12 protein-coding genes are annotated in these 17,688 nt (G+C 43.1%); 8 read left to right on the top strand and 4 right to left on the bottom strand.

Annotated features, from left to right (window positions below):
• Positions 1-48: 48 nt before the first annotated feature.
• Positions 49-909 (bottom strand): DUF1080 domain-containing protein, encoded by an 861-nt coding sequence (locus tag ABJH64_RS12450; RefSeq protein WP_348276628.1) that lies wholly within the window; start codon positions 907-909, stop codon positions 49-51.
• The gene (locus tag ABJH64_RS12445; RefSeq protein WP_348276627.1) at positions 906-1,715 is read right to left on the bottom strand and encodes an endonuclease/exonuclease/phosphatase family protein; all 810 of its coding nucleotides are present in this window, start codon (positions 1,713-1,715) and stop codon (positions 906-908) included. Before ABJH64_RS12445 ends, ABJH64_RS12450 begins: the two co-directional genes overlap by 4 nt.
• A 292-nt stretch (positions 1,716-2,007) precedes the next feature.
• On the opposite strand from ABJH64_RS12445, the gene ABJH64_RS12440 reads away from it, so the two are divergent.
• The 3 genes from ABJH64_RS12440 (at position 2,008) to ABJH64_RS12430 (ending at position 7,575) form a co-directional block, all read left to right on the top strand.
• The gene (locus ABJH64_RS12440; protein WP_348276626.1) at positions 2,008-3,642 is read left to right on the top strand and encodes a hypothetical protein; all 1,635 of its coding nucleotides are present in this window, start codon (positions 2,008-2,010) and stop codon (positions 3,640-3,642) included.
• 226 nt (positions 3,643-3,868) lie between these two features.
• Positions 3,869-6,124, top strand: a complete 2,256-nt coding sequence (locus ABJH64_RS12435; protein ID WP_348276625.1) for a helix-turn-helix domain-containing protein — start codon at positions 3,869-3,871, stop codon at positions 6,122-6,124.
• A gap of 11 nt (positions 6,125-6,135) precedes the next feature.
• Positions 6,136-7,575: a glycoside hydrolase family 140 protein gene (locus ABJH64_RS12430; RefSeq protein ID WP_348276624.1), complete on the top strand. Its 1,440-nt coding sequence runs from the start codon at positions 6,136-6,138 to the stop codon at positions 7,573-7,575.
• Positions 7,576-7,639: 64 nt separating this feature from the next.
• On the opposite strand, the gene ABJH64_RS12425 is transcribed toward ABJH64_RS12430, so the two are convergent.
• Positions 7,640-8,485, bottom strand: a complete 846-nt coding sequence (locus ABJH64_RS12425; RefSeq protein ID WP_348276623.1) for a DUF2911 domain-containing protein — start codon at positions 8,483-8,485, stop codon at positions 7,640-7,642.
• Between the two features lie 450 nt (positions 8,486-8,935).
• Between ABJH64_RS12425 and ABJH64_RS12420 the strand changes: the two genes are divergently transcribed.
• Complete coding sequence (locus ABJH64_RS12420; protein WP_348276622.1) at positions 8,936-9,856, top strand: glyoxylate/hydroxypyruvate reductase A; 921 nt, start codon at positions 8,936-8,938, stop codon at positions 9,854-9,856.
• Between the two features lie 33 nt (positions 9,857-9,889).
• Positions 9,890-10,732 (top strand): universal stress protein, encoded by an 843-nt coding sequence (locus ABJH64_RS12415; RefSeq protein ID WP_348276621.1) that lies wholly within the window; start codon positions 9,890-9,892, stop codon positions 10,730-10,732.
• A gap of 87 nt (positions 10,733-10,819) precedes the next feature.
• On the opposite strand, the gene ABJH64_RS12410 is transcribed toward ABJH64_RS12415, so the two are convergent.
• The gene (locus ABJH64_RS12410; protein WP_348276620.1) at positions 10,820-11,539 is read right to left on the bottom strand and encodes a tetratricopeptide repeat protein; all 720 of its coding nucleotides are present in this window, start codon (positions 11,537-11,539) and stop codon (positions 10,820-10,822) included.
• 248 nt (positions 11,540-11,787) lie between these two features.
• Here ABJH64_RS12410 and holA point away from each other — a divergent pair, with 248 nt between their 5' ends.
• The 3 genes from holA (at position 11,788) to ABJH64_RS12395 (ending at position 17,650) form a co-directional block, all read left to right on the top strand.
• Positions 11,788-12,816 carry a DNA polymerase III subunit delta gene (gene holA, locus ABJH64_RS12405; RefSeq protein ID WP_348276619.1) on the top strand — a complete coding sequence of 343 codons (1,029 nt, stop codon included), beginning with the start codon at positions 11,788-11,790 and terminating at the stop codon, positions 12,814-12,816.
• Positions 12,817-12,922: 106 nt separating this feature from the next.
• Positions 12,923-15,928 carry a tetratricopeptide repeat protein gene (locus ABJH64_RS12400; protein ID WP_348299610.1) on the top strand — a complete coding sequence of 1,002 codons (3,006 nt, stop codon included), beginning with the start codon at positions 12,923-12,925 and terminating at the stop codon, positions 15,926-15,928.
• A 3-nt stretch (positions 15,929-15,931) separates the two neighbouring features.
• The gene (locus ABJH64_RS12395) at positions 15,932-17,650 is read left to right on the top strand and encodes a TonB-dependent receptor (RefSeq protein WP_348276584.1); all 1,719 of its coding nucleotides are present in this window, start codon (positions 15,932-15,934) and stop codon (positions 17,648-17,650) included.
• Positions 17,651-17,688 lie beyond the last annotated feature (38 nt).

Here is a 17,688-nt window from a genome sequence, read left to right as displayed (position 1 = left end):
GCCAGCTGATTTTCGAATCAGCTGGTTTTTGTATGATTAGGGAAAGTTTTACTTATGTGCTGGTTTTGACGCCAATCCTTCATTTACTACTTGATCTAGTTTTTCTTGATCACCTAGATATTCGGTTAGATCGATTAGGCGGACCGTTCTGAAATCAATAGGATGACTTTCACTCTGTAGGGAAATATACCCTCCAGTCAGCATCTGACCGTCCACTTTTACTTTTGGATCGACAGGATTCACATTTCCTCCTCCGATTTGAGATTTCGTATAACTCAAAACCGTATCCTTACCGACGAGATGATGGACGTTTCCATTACCTAGCACGATAAAGTTAGCTGTCACCCATTGATCTCCGTGGTACGTTTCCGAGCTGGAGTTTACACAGTGAGGAGTGAACAATTTTCCGTCTTTCACCACATTTGTTCCAGGAGTACAGAGATTACAGGTGCTTCTCTTGTCGGTACCATTTCCACCTAGGAATTGTGCCTCTATGGCTATAGGGAAGTCCTGATCTTTAAGCATGGTTTTGGGATCCTGAGAATGAAGCATAGCACCGGAATTTCTAGTCGCCCAGCCTTCGCCGCCACTTGCCTGCTCACCTACAAATCTATATTCCACCTGCAAAAGGTAATTGGAATAGGGAGTATTATAGAAAATATGCCCGTACTGCTGATCAAACTGATCATAACCATCATATCGGACTTTCATTAAACCATCTTCTACTCTGAAGGTATTGGCAAAATTATCATTCAATTCATGAGTTCGAATCTTGATAGTCCAGTCATTGATGTCTTTGCCATTGAAGAGCGTTTGCCATTTAGGTTTTTTGACAACTTCTTTTGCATATTGAAAAGCGAAACCTAGGCCGGCTAGACATAAAATTATGATGAGAATAGATTTCTTCATGGTTGTTCAGGGGTTATCAGTCGAAGTGTGACTAGGACTGGGAAGTGGTCAGAAAATGGTACATCTATTATCCTGTAATTAACTAGCTCGAAATGCTCCGAATCATACCAGATGTAATCGATTCTTTTCCCTTCCTCAGAATTGAAAGTAGGGGAGTCATCGTTTGCCACGAGTCCTGCATCTGCCCATTTGGAACCTATGCTTCTGTATTCTTCTGATGTAGGGTCAAAATTCAAATCCCCTACCCAAAATGCTGGCTTTGGTAGGGAATCGGCGTATGCTGTAATCGCAGAAATTTGCGCAAGTCTGTTTTCGGCAAACTCATGGCAGAGATGCGTAGCTCCAAAATAAAGTTCTTTTCTGTTTTTCAATTCTATTTTCACCCATGCTGCCGCACGAGGCTCTCCTCCCGCTGGTGTAGGCAAGGCCTGGGTTTTATAATTCAACGCTTTTTTCACTAATACACCTTCACCATACCCACCTTCAGCATAATTCATTGCCTTGGCAAAATAACTTCTGTAGCCAGTCTTCTTGCCCAGCTCAGCTACCCAGTCAATTTTGCTGCCGTAGATTCCTTCCAGCCGGGTGGTCATGCTATCTACTTCCTGTAAAGCGACTACCTCTGGCTGCAGCAGAATGATCAAATTGGCAATATCATCCAAGTTGGGAGTTCCGAGGGAATCGGGTTTTTCACCATGATATATATTGTAGGTCAATACAGTGAATTCAGTTGCTGAATTCTGGGCATTTGCATTCCAGAATAGACCAATGGAAAAAATAAATAGTACTAAAGATTTTAGTTTCATAGTGTCTGGATTTCCTCTTTCTTTAATTTTAACCTAAAATTAGCAAGAGATCGCATAAAAAGGATCTGAATAAGAACGTAAGATAAGGATTTTACCCAGGTGTGGGGATTTCAATGACCAGTGGAAATCGTCCACTAAAGGAATTCTACCTTTCCTGTGAATGAAGAACTCTCTAGCTTATGGTGGTCTAACCTTTAAAAGCTGATTTAATTCTATATTTCCATACAATTGTCATAATTTACTTCCCTATTATCAGCTCATCTCAGACAGGTTCTGTTTAACTAGTGATCTTTTGAAAAAAATCCTCTGGACTTTAGGTGCTTTACTCCTTTTGGGGGTGATATCTATATTTGTAATTGAACAATGGCTCGCCAAAAACCTCGAAGATCGAGTAAATTCGAATGAAGAAAGAGCCTATGATTTAACTTTTGAAGAAGTAAATGTCCAGCTTTTCAGGAGAAGTATTGAGCTGAAGCAGATCTCTCTTTCCCCTCGCAAAACCGACCTGCCTTCGACCATCCGTGGCACGATGACCTCTACCCGGCTAGGTGGTGTAAATATTTTAGGAATTTTGTTTGGTGATGTTTTAGAGATTCAAGAGCTGAAATTTGAGGAGCCAAAGTTTGTATTCACTAAAATCGATTCAGTCGCTAGGAAGCCTACGGATATTTCCGATGCGTTTCAGGGACTTTTTGGAGATATTATTTCCCGAGGAGTCATTCACAACGTAGTCCTGAATAACGGCTCTGGGGAGTTTTTTACCAAATCTGACTCCTTGACCAAGTTTGGTAGTTTTGACAATTTCAATATTTCTGCTGTAGATCTGGAGACGGATTCGGTCAGGCTGAATTACGCGATTCCTTTCAAACTGAAAAGTATCTCCAGCAGTCTCAAAAACCTTCATTTGCAGTTGGATGAAGAGTTGAGCTTTAGTTTGGGAGGATTTTCCTTTGATTCAGATGCCGATGCCTTTGACTTAAGGGATTTGAAACTGGCCTATGAGGATTCAAACCTCGAGGCGGCCATTAGATCTGATGTGCAAAAGGATTTTATAGAAATCGACGTAAAGCACCTCAAAATCGAGCAAATCAGCGCACGTAGTAGTATCTATGGCAACTGGTCAGTAGTGGCGGGCTTGATCACCATCGATAGCCTGAATCTACATGATCTGCGAAACAAGAATAAGCCTAGGCCCGTCGATGAGCCCGAGAAGCCTATGTTCGAAGGCATGGTAGAGCTTATTCCTTTTCCACTTGAAGTGGACACAATTCGAGTTCTTAATTCCCAAATCACCTATGCCCAAATCTCTGAAGGAAAAACAAAACCTGGTTCTCTGAATTTTGAGAATTTGTCCGCAGAGATTACACATGTGGTGTCGTTGGATTCGCTGCAATCAGGAGAAATGTTGATCCATGGCGAGGCAATTCTCAATGGTTTTGCACCTATGCGAATGGATGTCACTGTGCCTTACACAAGAGAGGAGGGCAAGGAAAACTTTCAGTTGAAGGCCAGTGTAGATCCGTTTGGTCTGCCTTCTCTTAACAATATCTTGGGTGATTTGGTATCGGTGAATATTACTTCGGGCAGTATGGAAAAACTAGAAATCACCATGGATGCCAACGAATACGCTTCTTCTAATTTCATGAAGTTTGATTACCAGGAGTTGAAATTAGAATTAAAGGACGAACAAGAGGAAAAGAAGAAATTTATGTCCACACTTTCTAACATTCTGATCTCAAACAACAACCTTCCGGAAAACAGAAATTATAAAACGGCGACTTTTCAGACAGAGAGAAATATTTATCGCGGGACTTTCAATCTTATTTGGGAATCCCTGAGAGAAGGAATGCTCGAAATAGCCCCCGGAGATCTAATGCAGCTGATCATGGGCGAGCAAGACCCTTCAGATGGAGGTAAGAGAAGGTGATTTTAAGTGCTACCAGAGGTATTTGATAAACGAACCTGCGCTTAACTAGCTAGTGGCTTATCTCAGAATGCTTACCTAGGAGGCAACTGCTTTTCTTTTATTTTTCCTGCTTTCATTCGCTCGAACTTATTTGAGAGTTTCAGTAAAAAGTTGAACTTAGGTAGCTGAAGACTTGGCTTCTGGGATTTAAAATCATTTCTTTTTTTAAAAATAGTAGTTTCGTACAATGGAAAATCAAAGTACTGACAAACTAGAGCTGGCTGCGAAATTTGTCAACAATACCGGAGCACCGATTTTTTTGACTGGAAAAGCTGGAACAGGCAAGACCACTTTTCTGAAAAATCTAGCACGCCAAACGCACAAAAAACACGTCATCGTCGCACCTACAGGCATAGCTGCGCTGAATGCCGGAGGAGTTACGATTCACTCTCAGTTCTTATTTCCCTTAGGTTTTTTTCTTCCAGTCAATGAGCCCGAGGGGAATTTCTCGGATCAATACGGATGCTTCACTCAGCACACCTTGATTCGTAAGCATCCATTGAATGCGCTGCGCAAAAATGTCCTCAAGTCCATAGAATTGCTTGTGATCGACGAAGTCAGTATGCTTCGCGCAGATGTGTTGGACGCGATTGATTATCGCTTGAGGAGTGTCAAGAGAAATTTCAACACGCCTTTTGGAGGTGTACAGGTGTTGATGATCGGAGATTTGTTTCAACTTCCGCCTATCGTACGCGATAATGAATGGCAGATTCTAAGTCGTTTTTATCCAAGCATGCACTTTTTCGAAGCTCGGGTATTGCAGGAATCTGGGTTGGTTTACCTGGAACTTGATAAGATTTTTCGCCAGCAAGACGAAGAGTTTATTCAGGTATTAAATCACCTTAGAGAGAATACGGTGACTTCTGAGGACATAGCCTTGCTGAATAGGCACTTTAAGACGCAAGAGGAAATCTCGGAGATTAAGGATTGCATCACCATTACTACCCATAATTATAAGGCAGATCAAATCAACCGGGAACAGTTAATGGCACTCAAGGGAGAATCTAGTTTTTATGAAGCGGAGATCGAAAATGATTTTCCTGAAAACATCTACCCGCTTCCCAAATCACTCGAACTGCGCGTAGGAGCCCAAGTGATGTTTATCAAAAACGATTCCTCCGGAAATCAGGATTACTTCAATGGTAAATTGGCTACTGTAGATGAATTGAAAGCTGATCAGATCAGTGTACTGCTGGAAGGTTCCAAGTATCCGTATCAGTTGAAAAAGGAGATTTGGGAAAACAAAAAGTACATCATCAATGCCGACACTAAGGAGCTGGAGGAAGAAGTCATCGGTACATTTAGCCAATTTCCCATCAAAACAGCCTGGGCTGTAACGGTACACAAAAGCCAGGGATTGACCTTCGATCAAGCCATTATTGACGTAGAAAATGCCTTCGCGCCGGGTCAGGTATATGTGGCGCTGAGTCGTTTGAGGAGTTTGGGAGGGTTGATCCTGAGGACGAGGATTCAGAATCATGGTATGCAATCGGACATGCAGGTGCAGACGTTCGTGGAAAGTGCGCAGAAGAATTCCAAACTCGATGAGCTACTAGGTGTCTATCAGCAGCGCTACTTAGCACTGCTTTCTGGGGAGACTTTCGACTTGACGAGCTTGCTCCAGGAGATCAATAGTTTTCAGAGAAAAAATGACAGCTCGCTGGAATTTGAAGATCCAGAGATGCAGAAAGCCGTGAGCGAAATCGCCGGGCTGATCAGAAAAGAAGTGGAGACTGCGGGGAAATTTGGCAATCAACTGCGCTTTCTTCTACAGCAAAACGATACGAAGAAACTGATGGAACGCTTGGACAAAGGGGCTTCCTATTTCAAAAATTTCCTGAAAGAGGCTCTAGAGAAAATCCTAATTCATCGCGCTGAGGTGGAGCGATTCTCCAGAACGAAGACTTATGCGAATGCACTCGAAGAATTGGAAGTGAGCTTGCTGAAAAAATATGGGGAAATCAACAAAGTCAGCCAACTGATCGCAGCCATTTTGGAAGGGAAAATCCCCGGCAAAATGGATGAGTTGGAACAAGAAAAAATCAACCTAAGGCTGCGACTGGCGGAGGCTGCCAAGCAGGCTGCTGCAGACAATCCGAAATTTGCGAGCAATAAGACCGGGAGAAAAAAGACTGGGAAATCTAACCTGAAGAGGAAAGTTGGAGAGACTTATGAGATTACTTTTGGGATGATTAATGAAGGTAAAAGTATAGGAGATATCGTGGTGGCACGTGGCCTAGCGGAATCTACTATCAAAGGCCACCTAGCCAAAGGTATCCAGGAAGGTCGTGTGGAGTTGGAAGATTGTCTTCCGCTGGAGGTGATTTCAGAGATCAATGCTCAAATCGAAAACATCAAAAATCTTCAAGCGCTGCGGATTCATTTCGAAGGAAAATACGATTATAACACCATCAAAATGGTAGTGGCAGGATCAAATCAATAGGAATAAACAGGATGAAAAAACTGATAACAGCAGTGCTGATTTGTGTAGGAGTGGGAACCTCACAGCAGGTAGAAGCCCAAAACTTAAAAGTAACTACCAATGGGAGGTATTTGGAAACCTTCGACTCTAAACCCTTCTTTTGGCTAGGAGATACAGCCTGGGAGTTGTTTCACAAACTGGATCGAGAGGAGGCTGTACACTACCTGAAAACCAGAGCTAATCAGGGTTTTACGGTGATTCAAGCGGTTATTTTGGCTGAGCGAGATGGCGTGCGCACGCCCAATGCCTATGGGGAATTGCCATTTCTGAATTTTGATCCGACCAGACCCAATGAAGCTTATTTTTCCCACGTAGATTTTATCATCACGGAAGCTAATAAGCTAGGCTTGACTATTGGGGTTTTACCTACTTGGGGTGACAAGGTGTTCAGCGCACATCCCGGTGCTGGGCCTATTATATTCAATGCTGAAAATGCAAAAATCTACGGTCGGTTTTTAGGTAAAAGATATAGAGATAATGACCTCGTATGGATCTTGGGCGGAGATCGATCTGTCGCTAATGAGGAGGTCGCCCAAACCTGGGAAGCTATGGCTGAGGGTTTGGATGAAGGAGGTAATGCGACGCACTTGATTACGTATCACCCACGAGGTTCGAGCTCGAGTTCAGATTCATTTACTGACGCGGATTGGATAGATTTCAATATGTATCAAAGCGGGCATGTGAAAAAATTCAATGACGTCTATCGTTATGCCCAAAAGGACTTAGCCTTGAGACCGATTAAACCAACTGTAGAAGGGGAGGCGGCTTACGAGGATATTCCGCTGAAATTTTGGGATTACATGAAGTTTGAACCAGGAGAATTCTCTGCTTTTACAGATGAAAATGGCAATCTCAAAGACCGTACTCCTTTTCCAGAGGGGTTTTTCACAGGATATGACGTCCGGGTGTTGGCCTATTGGAATATGCTGGCAGGTGCAGCTGGCTATACCTATGGCAATAATGCTGTGTGGCAAATGCATAAAAATGGGGAAACATTCGTGATTCCTACCTTGACAGATTGGAAAGGGGCTCTGAAGCGTCCAGGTGCAGAATCGATGACCTATTTTAGGAAGTTTTTCGAAGGAATAGATTTCACTAAAATTATGTCCGATCAGGAGTTAATTCTCTCTGAAAATCCAGAAAATGAAAACCATATTCGAGCAGCTAGAGCCAATGACGGTTCATTTCTGATAGCGTACTTGGCAAAGCCGCGGGAGGTTACTTTAGATCTTTCGGAAATGACGGGGGCTAAGCTCTCAGGTGTTTGGTATAATCCAAGAACTGGAAAAAGTAAAGCTTTGCCAAAATTCAGCCCGACCAATCCATTGACTACTTCGCCACCTACTAATGGACCAGAAGATGACTGGGTGATTCTAATCCTGGACAAAGTGGAAATTCGACGCGAAAAATAATTGGCATGCAAAACCAAAAAAATAGCCATCGCCAGGTTTTTTGTATGCCTGGCGATGGTTTTTTTTATTTCAGCGACTTGATCAATCTTTCATTTAATCCTACATAATCTAGGTTTCCTGCCTCTTCAGCTAGATTTTTTGCTACTTCAGCTGTCTCTACAGCCTCAGTTTTATTTCCAAGCGCTGCTTCTATCTTAGCCTTCAGATGTACGGTCCAGTATTTAGGATCGTCTTCTACTGACTCGTTGATCCAGGTATAAGCCTGACTTAGGTCCTTCTTGTTGGTGTAGTAGTAGCTGGCCGCGGAATAGAGCATGCCAGGATCCTTGCTATCCCCGTCAATTACATATTCCTTGATTTGCGCCATGACCAGAGGATCCACTAGCGTTTCTATTCTGAAATCCACGCGCGTATTCTCCCATTTCAGAGACAAGTCAGCGCCAGAGTCTGTCATGTTTACAAAGCTGATTTCAAAGGTTTCACTTTTGGATTTCAGTTTTTCTGGAGTGGTTGTGAATCGGATCGCATCATCACTCTGCTGATAGCCTATCGCGCCCCAAAGTTTGATGTTTTTAGATAAGATCATCGTCCACTCAGATTTGCCAGGGATGGCGTAGAGTGCATATTGACCGGCTGGTAAAGTCTTGCCATCAATAATCACATCTGTCGAAAAAGAAAGCACGGTGGCGCCATTGGCTCCTGTTCTCCAAATTTGGCCGTAAGGAACCAACTCGCCAAAAATCTTCCGGTTTTTGGTACTGGGTCTGCTGTATTCCACTGTTACGTCTGTTAGACCTACTTTCTGGGCGATTTTTGCCGAGGGTGAGGCTTGGGGCATTTGGATTTGCTGCGCAAAAGAAACTAGGCCACAGAGCAAAAATGCTAAGGTGAATGCTACTTTTTGTTTCATAAGAAAGTGATGAAATAAGTGTTTAGATGGTATTTAAGCGTAAAATTTGATAGGAGGTTCTGAATTTTGCTGCAATTTGATGTTTTTTGAGTCAATAGAAAAAATTCAAGTTGGATTAGCCAAGGTGTATGGGGATTGGTAAAACGCTTTCGTTCAACCTTAGCGCTGATCGAAGTGACCAAGAAGTTAGATTTGGCGACTAGGGGTTGGTGGTGGAATTTCTTTTTTCTGGAAAAAGGAAAAAAGCCTATCCGTTTTGACATCAATAATGCGCTCTAAGCTAGGTAGGGTTTGGTTGACTGAAGATTTGAGGCCGCATAGGTCATCGGTCTTCCTGCCGACTGAGCAAGGGGATATTAGCTATTGGCATCATTGCTGATAGTCATACAATTCAACTTGAAGTTTTCTAGTGTTTTTCATCTTCAATTTTTATCCTTCGTATAGAGTGTTATGAGTTTAGCAATTATTTGTCCTGGCAAAAATCCAGAAGTTTGGATCAATGAATTCAAAACCCTTGCGCCTGATCTGGCTATAGAGGTTTATCCTGAAATCACGCAACCGGAAAAAGTAGCGTATGCTTTTCTTTGGCAACATCCCCAAGGAATACTTTCTGATTTTCCCAACCTAAAGCTAATCAGCTCCATGGGGGCTGGGGTGGATCATATCTTAAGGGATAACTCGATCCCGGCTTCGATTCCTATCGTGAGAATAGTGGATGATAAGCTGACCTTTTCTATGACCAACTATGTGGTGATGGCAGTGCTGAATTATCATCGCCAGATTCCCCGCTATCAGATGAACCAGACGCGAAAAGTTTGGGATATGAGTCGTCCCGAACTAGACGTGACGGTAGGAGTGATGGGGGTAGGAGCTTTGGGAAAAGATGTGATGGATAAGCTAAATTACATGGGATTTCCTGTTGTGGGCTTTGGCTTTTCTGAGAAAAATGGTTTTGAATACCCTTACTTCACGAAAGACAGATTGGATGAATTTTTAAAAGAGGTGAATGTCTTGGTGTGCTTACTTCCGCTCACTCCGGACACAGAAAACATCCTAAATGCGGATCTTTTTTCAAAGTGTAACCCAAATACCTATCTCATCAATGTGGCAAGGGGTAGGCATTTAGTAGAAGATGACTTAATGGCTGCCTTGGAAAATGGGCAACTTTCAGGAGCAATGCTGGATGTGTATCGTGAGGAGCCCCTGCCGGAGGATCATCCTTTTTGGGAGAATTGGAAAATCACCATGACACCGCATATCGCCAGCGTGACCAACCCGCAAGCGGCTGCTCCGCAAGTGATAGAAAACATTAGGAGAATTCGAGAGAACAGGGAATTACTTAATGTCGTTAACCGATCCAAAGGGTATTGACCTGGGGAATTTTAGGAAGTAAACAGCAGAAAAATGGATCAAACTTTTAAAATATTATGTCCTACAGACTTTTCTGAATGCTCGCTGAATGCCATTGAGTATGCTACGCGACTAGGTGAAAAGTACCAGGCGGATCTAGTGCTTTTTCATGTGCTCAATCGGGAAGATTACGAGAAACTGTCTCCTAAGGATCCTACTGGAAAGCATCAAATGGATTTCGTGTTGGAGAAACTTCAGAATCTACAAGATGCAGTTCAGAAGGAGAGTTTAAAAAAGGGGTTGAAAAGCTGCACTACGGTAGTGAAAGAAGGAAGTATAGTCAAGATGACACTTGATTTTGCGGCCGAAATGAATGCCGATCTCATCGTAGTGGGTACTGAGGGGGTGAATGATTTCAGAGAGAACATGATTGGTTCTCGTGCTAGCAGGATAGTTGAGCAATCCGATCGGGACATTTTGGTAGTTCCTCGAAAGATGTATTTCAAAGCTCCACGGAAGTTGGTTTATGCCAGTGATTACCTGGAAGAAGATAAAATTGCCATTCAGAAAATCGTAGAAATGGCAAAGTTTTTTGAGTCTGAAATTGATGTGGTTCATGTGAGCACTACGCACAAAGCCTTGGATAAATCTCTTCACATGACGATGGTGGCGGAGATTGAGCCTTTCATCAAGTACGATAAAGTGAATTTTGTTCTCAAATCTTTTCGTGACGATGTAGCCTTAGGTTTAGAAAACTACCTTCAAATCGCCAAGGGTGATATTTTGGTGACATTGAGTGAAAAGAAGTCGTTTTTTGATCAGATTTTTTCGAAAAGCCTATCCAAAAAAATGGCTTATTTTATCAATAAGCCACTTTGGGTGATTAAGTCATTTTAGCGTTATTATTAACCGCAGGGGACAACAAGGTTTCGCAGAGGGCGCAGTTTCCATATATTTTATATCCGCCTATTGGTTAAATCTTTCCTACCTTTTCTTCCCTCCCAATATTCCCTTCAAATAATCGCCAAATTCTTTCCTTGAAGAAGCATTGGTAAAAACAGATCCAAGCGTATTTAAGAAATGGTTGAACGTCATTTCTTTCTTCTGGACGGGAGGAATAGGTTGTTCTGCTGGCTTTGAACCGATCTTAGGAAGTTCATTCTTCTCTTCAGAGGGCTGAGAAGCGGGAGTTGCCTTTGGCTTGTATCCTACCAAATCATCGGCTTTTTCAAAGGACTTTTTAGACTTGGCCTGATACCCCATTTTCTCTTCGACCAACCCTTTGTTATTGTGGGAAACTGCATCTTCAGGATCTAGTTCTATCGCTTTTTCATAGTCAGTTATTGCTCCTTCCAGATCTCCAATTCTATCTTTAAAATAAGCCCGACTGCTAAAACGATACGGATTGGTAGGGTCCAGATTGGCTGCCCGATCCAGTTCGGTAAGCGCCTCCTCATTTCTTTTGAGGAGATGCAAGACCACCGCCCGATCGGAGATGTAGTCAGTATTGTAGGGTTCCAAAGCCGTGATCAGATCAAAGTCCGTCAGGGCCTCTTCAGTTCTACCTAGTCTGGAGAGCACCCGCCCTCGGTTGAGGTGGAGCTCTGCTTGGTTTGGATTGGCTTTCACCAATTCATTGAAAATGGCCAAAGCCTCCTCGAACTTTCCTGATTTATATAATTCAATTCCTTTTTCGAAGCTCATACTACTTTTTTTAAACCGCGCTGTACGCGGAGATTAACACGAAGTGTAAAAGTTAACTTTGGCGCTCATCGTCCCACAACAATCCTCTTTTCACCAAACACTTTCCACTTTTCCCTTCCAGGCTAACACTTCCCACTTATCAAAGACAAAGTTAAGCCCTGAATAGTTTTGCTAAAGAATCTTTTAATGCTTTTTGCCAGCTATTCGATCCGGATGTTATCTTTAAGCCTCCAAGAATTCACCTTCCAATGCCTCAAAATCCACAAACTGTACTTAAAGACCTGAAAGCGAAAAAGTTTGCGCCAATTTACTTTTTGGATGGTGAGGAGCCTTTCTTCATCGATGAGATCGTGGATTTCATAGAGAAAAATGCGATTGCGGAGCATGAGCGCGGATTCAACCAAGTGATTCTTTATGGAAAAGACTCCAACGTAGGTCTGATCCTGAACAATGCGCGGAAATTCCCGATGATGGCAGATCGTCAAGTGGTGATCGTCAAGGAAGCTCAGAGCCTGGCAGATCTTACTAAAGAAGAAATGCAAAAACTCCTCATTAGCTATGTGCAAAACCCGCTACCAAGTACGATTCTGGTTTTTGCCCATAAGTATAAGAAGCTGGACGGTAGATCGGCACTTTACAAAGAACTGGACAAGAAAGCCGTCTATGTTCGCTCCGAGAAGGTCAAAGATTACAAATTGACTGATTGGATAGAGGGTTATATCAAAGAAACTGAGCACTCAATAGATAAGCGGGCTGCTCAGCTTTTGTCAGATTCTATTGGCAATAATCTGGAAGTTCTTTCCAATGAAATCGGGAAGATGCTGATCAATTTCCGGGAACCTACCAAAATCACTAACGAGCACATTTCCAAATACATTGGGATCAATAAGGATTACAACAATTTCGAGTTTCTAAATGCCATTGGGTTTAAGGATGTGGTGAAAGCCAATAAGATCATTCATTTTTTTATTCAAAACCCCAAGGCGAACCCAGTGATTCCTATGTTTTCCCTGATGTTCAACTATTTTACCAGAATCGCTTTGATCCATCAGGCCAAAAAAACAGGAGCATCTGAGCAGCAGCTTGCAAGCCTGATTGGAGTGCCTCCTTTCGTGGTCAAAGAATACCTAGTAGCCTCCCGCAACTACAATTTGGGCAAGGTAATTGATGTGTTCGGATACATCAAAGAGGCCGATCTTCGTTATAAAGGAGTTGACTCCGGAAGTCTGAGCGAAGCCGAAAATCTCCGCGAGCTTGTTTACAAGATTTTACATTGATTACCTAAGCCACTATTTGAAATCTAGTAGTTATTACTTGTCAGCACTGACATGATTTATACTATACGAGATTCCATCTGGTCATTATAAAACAAAATATAAGCAGATGAACTATCACCTGGCGCTCCTTTCGAGCATGCTCGTGTCTAGCCTCGGACTTAGTATGGAGGCATATTCCCAGTCCAGCCTTTATCAGACCAGTCCCCAACAAAAATTAGATCACAACCTAGAGCTTTTCGATAAGCAACTTTTCTCGGCCAGTATCTACGACAATACCCGACTTCTAGAACAACCCATCAATGCTGGTCAAGCCAAAGCTGCTGAGCTGAATCGTGCCATGGGCGCACTTCAGCTAGAAAGCCCTGACGGAGCTGGATTGATGAAAAAATACATCTTTGATCATGCTGGAGACCCTTCAGTAACTACCGCCGGCTTGTATCTAGGTGATCATTTTTTCTTTAAGAGAAATTTCAAACAAGCACTGGAAGGATACAAACTAGTGGATGCTGGAAGATTACCTTTGGATCAGCAAGCAGAGGTGCTCTTCAAGCAGGGATATGCTCATTTTCAAATGAATCAATACAGTCAAGCAGCACCTTTTTTTGATCAGGGAAAGGCCCTGAATCAGGTGGCGAGTTTTGATTCGTATTATTACAGCGGATTTATCGCCATGGAAAATGGGAACACTGCCAAGGCTATAGCCGACCTGGAAACTGCCGCTCAGTCGCCCTATTATGCCAACAAGGTTCCGTACCTATTGGCTTCACTTTACTATAAGCAAGGCAGCTACGATCAGTTGATTGCCTTTGCGGAGCCAAAGATGAGCACTGGACAGAATCTGGAGCAGAAGGATGTCATCTATTTGTACTTGGCAGAGGCTTATTATGCCAAAAAGAATTTCCCTAAAGCTGCTGAGAACTACGATGCATTCATCAATTCTCGCAAGGGTGAAGAGTTGGGAAGAAATGAGATTTATAAAGCGGGAATCTCCCAATTTGAAATCAAAAACTACCAGCGTGCAACAGATTATTTAAAGGTGTCTGCCTCGGCTGAGGACGAAATTGGTCAGGCTTCCAGCTATTATTTGGCTCAGTCTTATTTGAAGCTGGAGAATTATCAGTTTGCTTCTACAAGCTTCCAATCAGCAGCAAAATCAGATTTCAATCCAGCGATTAAGGAGGAATCTATTTTCAACTATGCCAAAGTGAATCTACAGAAGGGGAGTTTTCAGGCTGCTATCACGGCTTTGGACGAGTATATAGAAGATTATCCTTCTGGAAAATACAGAGGGGAAGCCGAAAACCTACTTTCGGAGGCACTGGTCAATACCAACGATTACCTGCGAGCCATAGATCAGATGGATAAAATCTCCAAGAAATCTCCGCGGATTCAGGAAGCTTACCAGAAAGTAGCTTTCTATCAAGCCATGGTGTATTACCGAGATCAAAAATTCAATCCAGCCTTAGCCTATTTGGATAAGTCATTGCAATTCCCAGTCGATAAATCCTTGGTGTTAGATGCACATTTCTGGAAAGGAGAAATCAATTCTGCTGCAGATAATTTGCCGCAGGCCATCAAATCCTATGAAGCCGTGCTGGCAAATAGACCTTCTGGCGCCAGTGGGACGGTAGCCAAAACGTACTATGGGCTTGGTTATGCCTACTTCAATTCTCAACAGTACCCAAAAGCAGAAGACAACTTCAGGAAGTTTACCGAAAACAGGCAGATCATCGCCAATAAGCAGCAGTACGATGATGCCCTGCTGAGGTTGGGCGACTGCTATTATGTGCAAAAGCGTTTTGGAGAAGCGGCTTCTACCTTCCAGCGTGCCATCAACGAGGGAAATTCAGGCGTGGATTATGCCTATTATAGATTGGCGGTGGTCCAAAACTTCCAGTCCAGAAATCAAGAAGCTTTAGGTCAATTGGACGTGCTGATTTCTCGCTATCCAGCTAGTTTGTACTTGGAAGATGCGTTGTATCAGCGAGGACAGATCTACATGGAAGAGACGAGCTACCAAGCGGCTTCTATTTCTTTTTCTGATTTGATCAATACTAAGCCCAACAGTCCATTTGTGCCTTACGCGCTGGAAGGTAGAGCTGTCGCAAATTTCTCGCTTCAGAATTACGATCAGACAGTGAAGGATTACAGCACGATTTTGAATAATCACCCAAACTCAGAAAACTCTGAAACAGCTCTGAAAGGTCTGCAGGAAACCCTAGCACTTCAGGGTAGATCGGGTGAGTTTTCCGCGTATTTGGATAAATACAAAGGAGCCAATCCAAGCAATGGGTCGGTGCAATCGCTTGAGTTTGAGGCGGCGAAAGGGACTTATTTTGACAAGAACTACGCACAGGCAATCCGTAGTTTTGAGAATTATCTGAAAAGCTACCCGCAGTCAGCTCAGCGAGCGGATGCACTTTATTTCTTGGGTGATAGCTACTTGCAGCTCGGCGATACGGAGCGTGCTTTGGCACAATTTAAATCCCTCGAGCGGGAGCCGGCATCGCCACAGCGTATTCGTGCCATGCAGAAGATTGGTGCTATCGAGCTAGCGCGAGGTAATTTTGCGCAAGCGATTCCTTACTTAGAAACTTCCGTAGAGAATGCCCGAAGCAAACCTGAGGAGGCAGAAGCTGTCCAAGGTTTGATGATCGCGAATTTTGAAACTAAGAACTATCAGCAGGCGATCCGGCAAGCTGAGCGCTTGGCATTGCTGGAGGGTGTGATTCCAGAATCCTCTCCAAAGGCATTGTTGATCAAAGCCAAATCTCAGCGTGAGTTAAACCAGAAATCGCAAGCAGAGCTGACCTTGATAGCTTTGGTGGCAGATTACAAAACGGAGCAGGGAGCTGAAGGCTTGTATTGGCTGGCTTTTGACCTTCAGGAAAAAGGCGATATCACCCAATCGAATGAATTGATTTTTGACCAGTCTGGCCCATTTGCCAATTACGATTACTGGTACGGAAGGGTCTTCTTGCTTCTGGCAGACAACTACCTGAAAAGCGGCGAGGAATTCCAGGCGAAAGCAACGCTGGAATCTGTAGTAGAAAATGCGACCAACGCAGAAATTAAACAAATGGCTCAAACCAAACTTCAAACCCTAAATTAAACCATGATGAAGCTAGCTAAAACTATCCTTTTGACAGGAGTTATTGGGTTGACCTTCGGGAGTCTTATGGCACAGACTCAACAGCGAGGAGCTGTCACGGATCAGGAATTTGTGATCCGAAAAGACCGGGTGTTGACAGTTCCGGTGCAGCCAAGAATGTACGAGAAACTCCCAACGCTTCCGAAGCCTACGGGGTTGAATGAATACAATTACTTGGTGTCCAGCTATCCTTTGAATATAAAACCATTGGATCTCAAAGCTGAGCCCTCTCAGAAAGTCTATACTCCTCAGCGCCTAGATCTCTACCCAGGTTATGTAAGAGCGGGATATGGTAACTATGCATCTCCGCTCATTGAGGCGAGATACATGGGGATCGATATCGCGGATTTCAATTATTCCTTGCAGCTGAATCATCAGAGTTTTGGAAAAGGACCCGTCCTAGGCGAGGAGTCCAAGGAATCACATACGAATCTTGGGTTTGACGGAAGTTATTTTACGGATTTCTTTGAGGTTTTTGGAGGGCTAAGTTGGAATCAAGATAGCTATCAATTCTATGGTGAGGATCCAAATTTCTTGCTTGACGAGAATGGAAGATTCACAGGATTTGAGAGCAATGTGCTTCAGGCGATCGAAGTCAAAGCAGGAATTCGGGAGTTGGAGAAAGTGGGGCCTTTTTATTATGAAGGACAGCTAAGCTTTAGAACTTTTTCTGATAGTTATTTGGTCAAAGAAAATCAAGTTGGATTAGAAGCTAGCGGAACCTACAGAGTAACGGAAGATTGGTCTGGGAAGCTGGGCTTGTCCTATTTCTCAACTAAACCTGAAGATCTAAACTATGCTCTGACCCGAACATATTTTGCCATCAGGCCTTCAGTTTCTTATCAATATGAAGCATTTAATTTCACTGCCGGAGTAAATCTTGTCTCTGAGAATGATTCTTTGGAAAATAAGTCTAGCGATTTTCATGTTTTCCCAGTGCTGAAAGCAGAGTATCAGTTTGCTGAGGAGTTTGGCTTCTTTGCAGAACTATCAGGTGATGTGCAACGAAATACCTATTACAGTTTCGTGAATGAAAACCCGTATTTGGGACCAAGCGATCAATTGCTCAATACGATTCAGAATTACAAAGTTGAAGCTGGGATAGAAGGGCAGTTTAACGGAGCCTTCAGCTACCGTGGTGCTATTACTATGAGTCGCTACAATCAGCTGTACTTCTTTGTGAATAACTATACCAACAACTTGGTGACGAGTGATTCGGCCCGGTTCAGCTTGGTTTATGATGACAAAACAACTGTGTTCAATATCAATGCGGAGCTAGGATATAAATTCTCGGACTTATACACGCTCAACAGTAGATTGGATTTATATCAGTATGATTTGAGTACTCAAGCGGAAGCATGGAATAGACCGACTTGGGAGCTACGCGTCAACAATCAAATCACTCCAATCGCTCGATTGATCGTTCAGGCAAACCTTAATTTGATGGGTGGATTGAAAGCTCGTGGAAATGATTTGAGTGATATTTTTAGAGAATCTGGACCTTTTGAGGTAGTCAAATTAAAGACTATAGCTGATTTGCAATTCAAAGCTGATTATGGGATCACGGATCGAATTTCGGTATTTGCCGAAGGCAATAATATTTTCAATGCTACTAACATGCGCTGGCTGAATTATCCAGTTCGGGGGATTCAGTTTATTGGCGGCGCTTCATTCAAATTCTAAGAATGTTTGGGATGAGGGTTGGGGTTTAGACTCAATTC

The sequence above is a fragment of the Algoriphagus sp. genome (assembly GCF_039969895.1).
Lineage (GTDB): Bacteria > Bacteroidota > Bacteroidia > Cytophagales > Cyclobacteriaceae > Algoriphagus.
The sequence above is the reverse complement of the archived record's forward strand: the minus strand, read 5'-3'. Positions and strand labels throughout refer to the sequence as shown.

What these genes read in the sequence shown, in the direction of transcription:
- ABJH64_RS12450 (WP_348276628.1), bottom strand. Translation starts at nt 909, where the DNA reads ATGAAGAAATCTATTCTCATCATAATTTTATGTCTAGCCGGCCTAGGT.
- ABJH64_RS12445 (WP_348276627.1), bottom strand. Translation starts at nt 1,715, where the DNA reads ATGAAACTAAAATCTTTAGTACTATTTATTTTTTCCATTGGTCTATTC.
- ABJH64_RS12435 (WP_348276625.1), top strand. Translation starts at nt 3,869, where the DNA reads ATGGAAAATCAAAGTACTGACAAACTAGAGCTGGCTGCGAAATTTGTC.
- ABJH64_RS12430 (WP_348276624.1), top strand. Translation starts at nt 6,136, where the DNA reads ATGAAAAAACTGATAACAGCAGTGCTGATTTGTGTAGGAGTGGGAACC.
- ABJH64_RS12425 (WP_348276623.1), bottom strand. Translation starts at nt 8,485, where the DNA reads ATGAAACAAAAAGTAGCATTCACCTTAGCATTTTTGCTCTGTGGCCTA.
- ABJH64_RS12420 (WP_348276622.1), top strand. Translation starts at nt 8,936, where the DNA reads ATGAGTTTAGCAATTATTTGTCCTGGCAAAAATCCAGAAGTTTGGATC.
- ABJH64_RS12415 (WP_348276621.1), top strand. Translation starts at nt 9,890, where the DNA reads ATGGATCAAACTTTTAAAATATTATGTCCTACAGACTTTTCTGAATGC.
- ABJH64_RS12410 (WP_348276620.1), bottom strand. Translation starts at nt 11,539, where the DNA reads ATGAGCTTCGAAAAAGGAATTGAATTATATAAATCAGGAAAGTTCGAG.
- holA (WP_348276619.1), top strand. Translation starts at nt 11,788, where the DNA reads ATGCCTCAAAATCCACAAACTGTACTTAAAGACCTGAAAGCGAAAAAG.
- ABJH64_RS12400 (WP_348299610.1), top strand. Translation starts at nt 12,923, where the DNA reads ATGAACTATCACCTGGCGCTCCTTTCGAGCATGCTCGTGTCTAGCCTC.
- ABJH64_RS12395 (WP_348276584.1), top strand. Translation starts at nt 15,932, where the DNA reads ATGATGAAGCTAGCTAAAACTATCCTTTTGACAGGAGTTATTGGGTTG.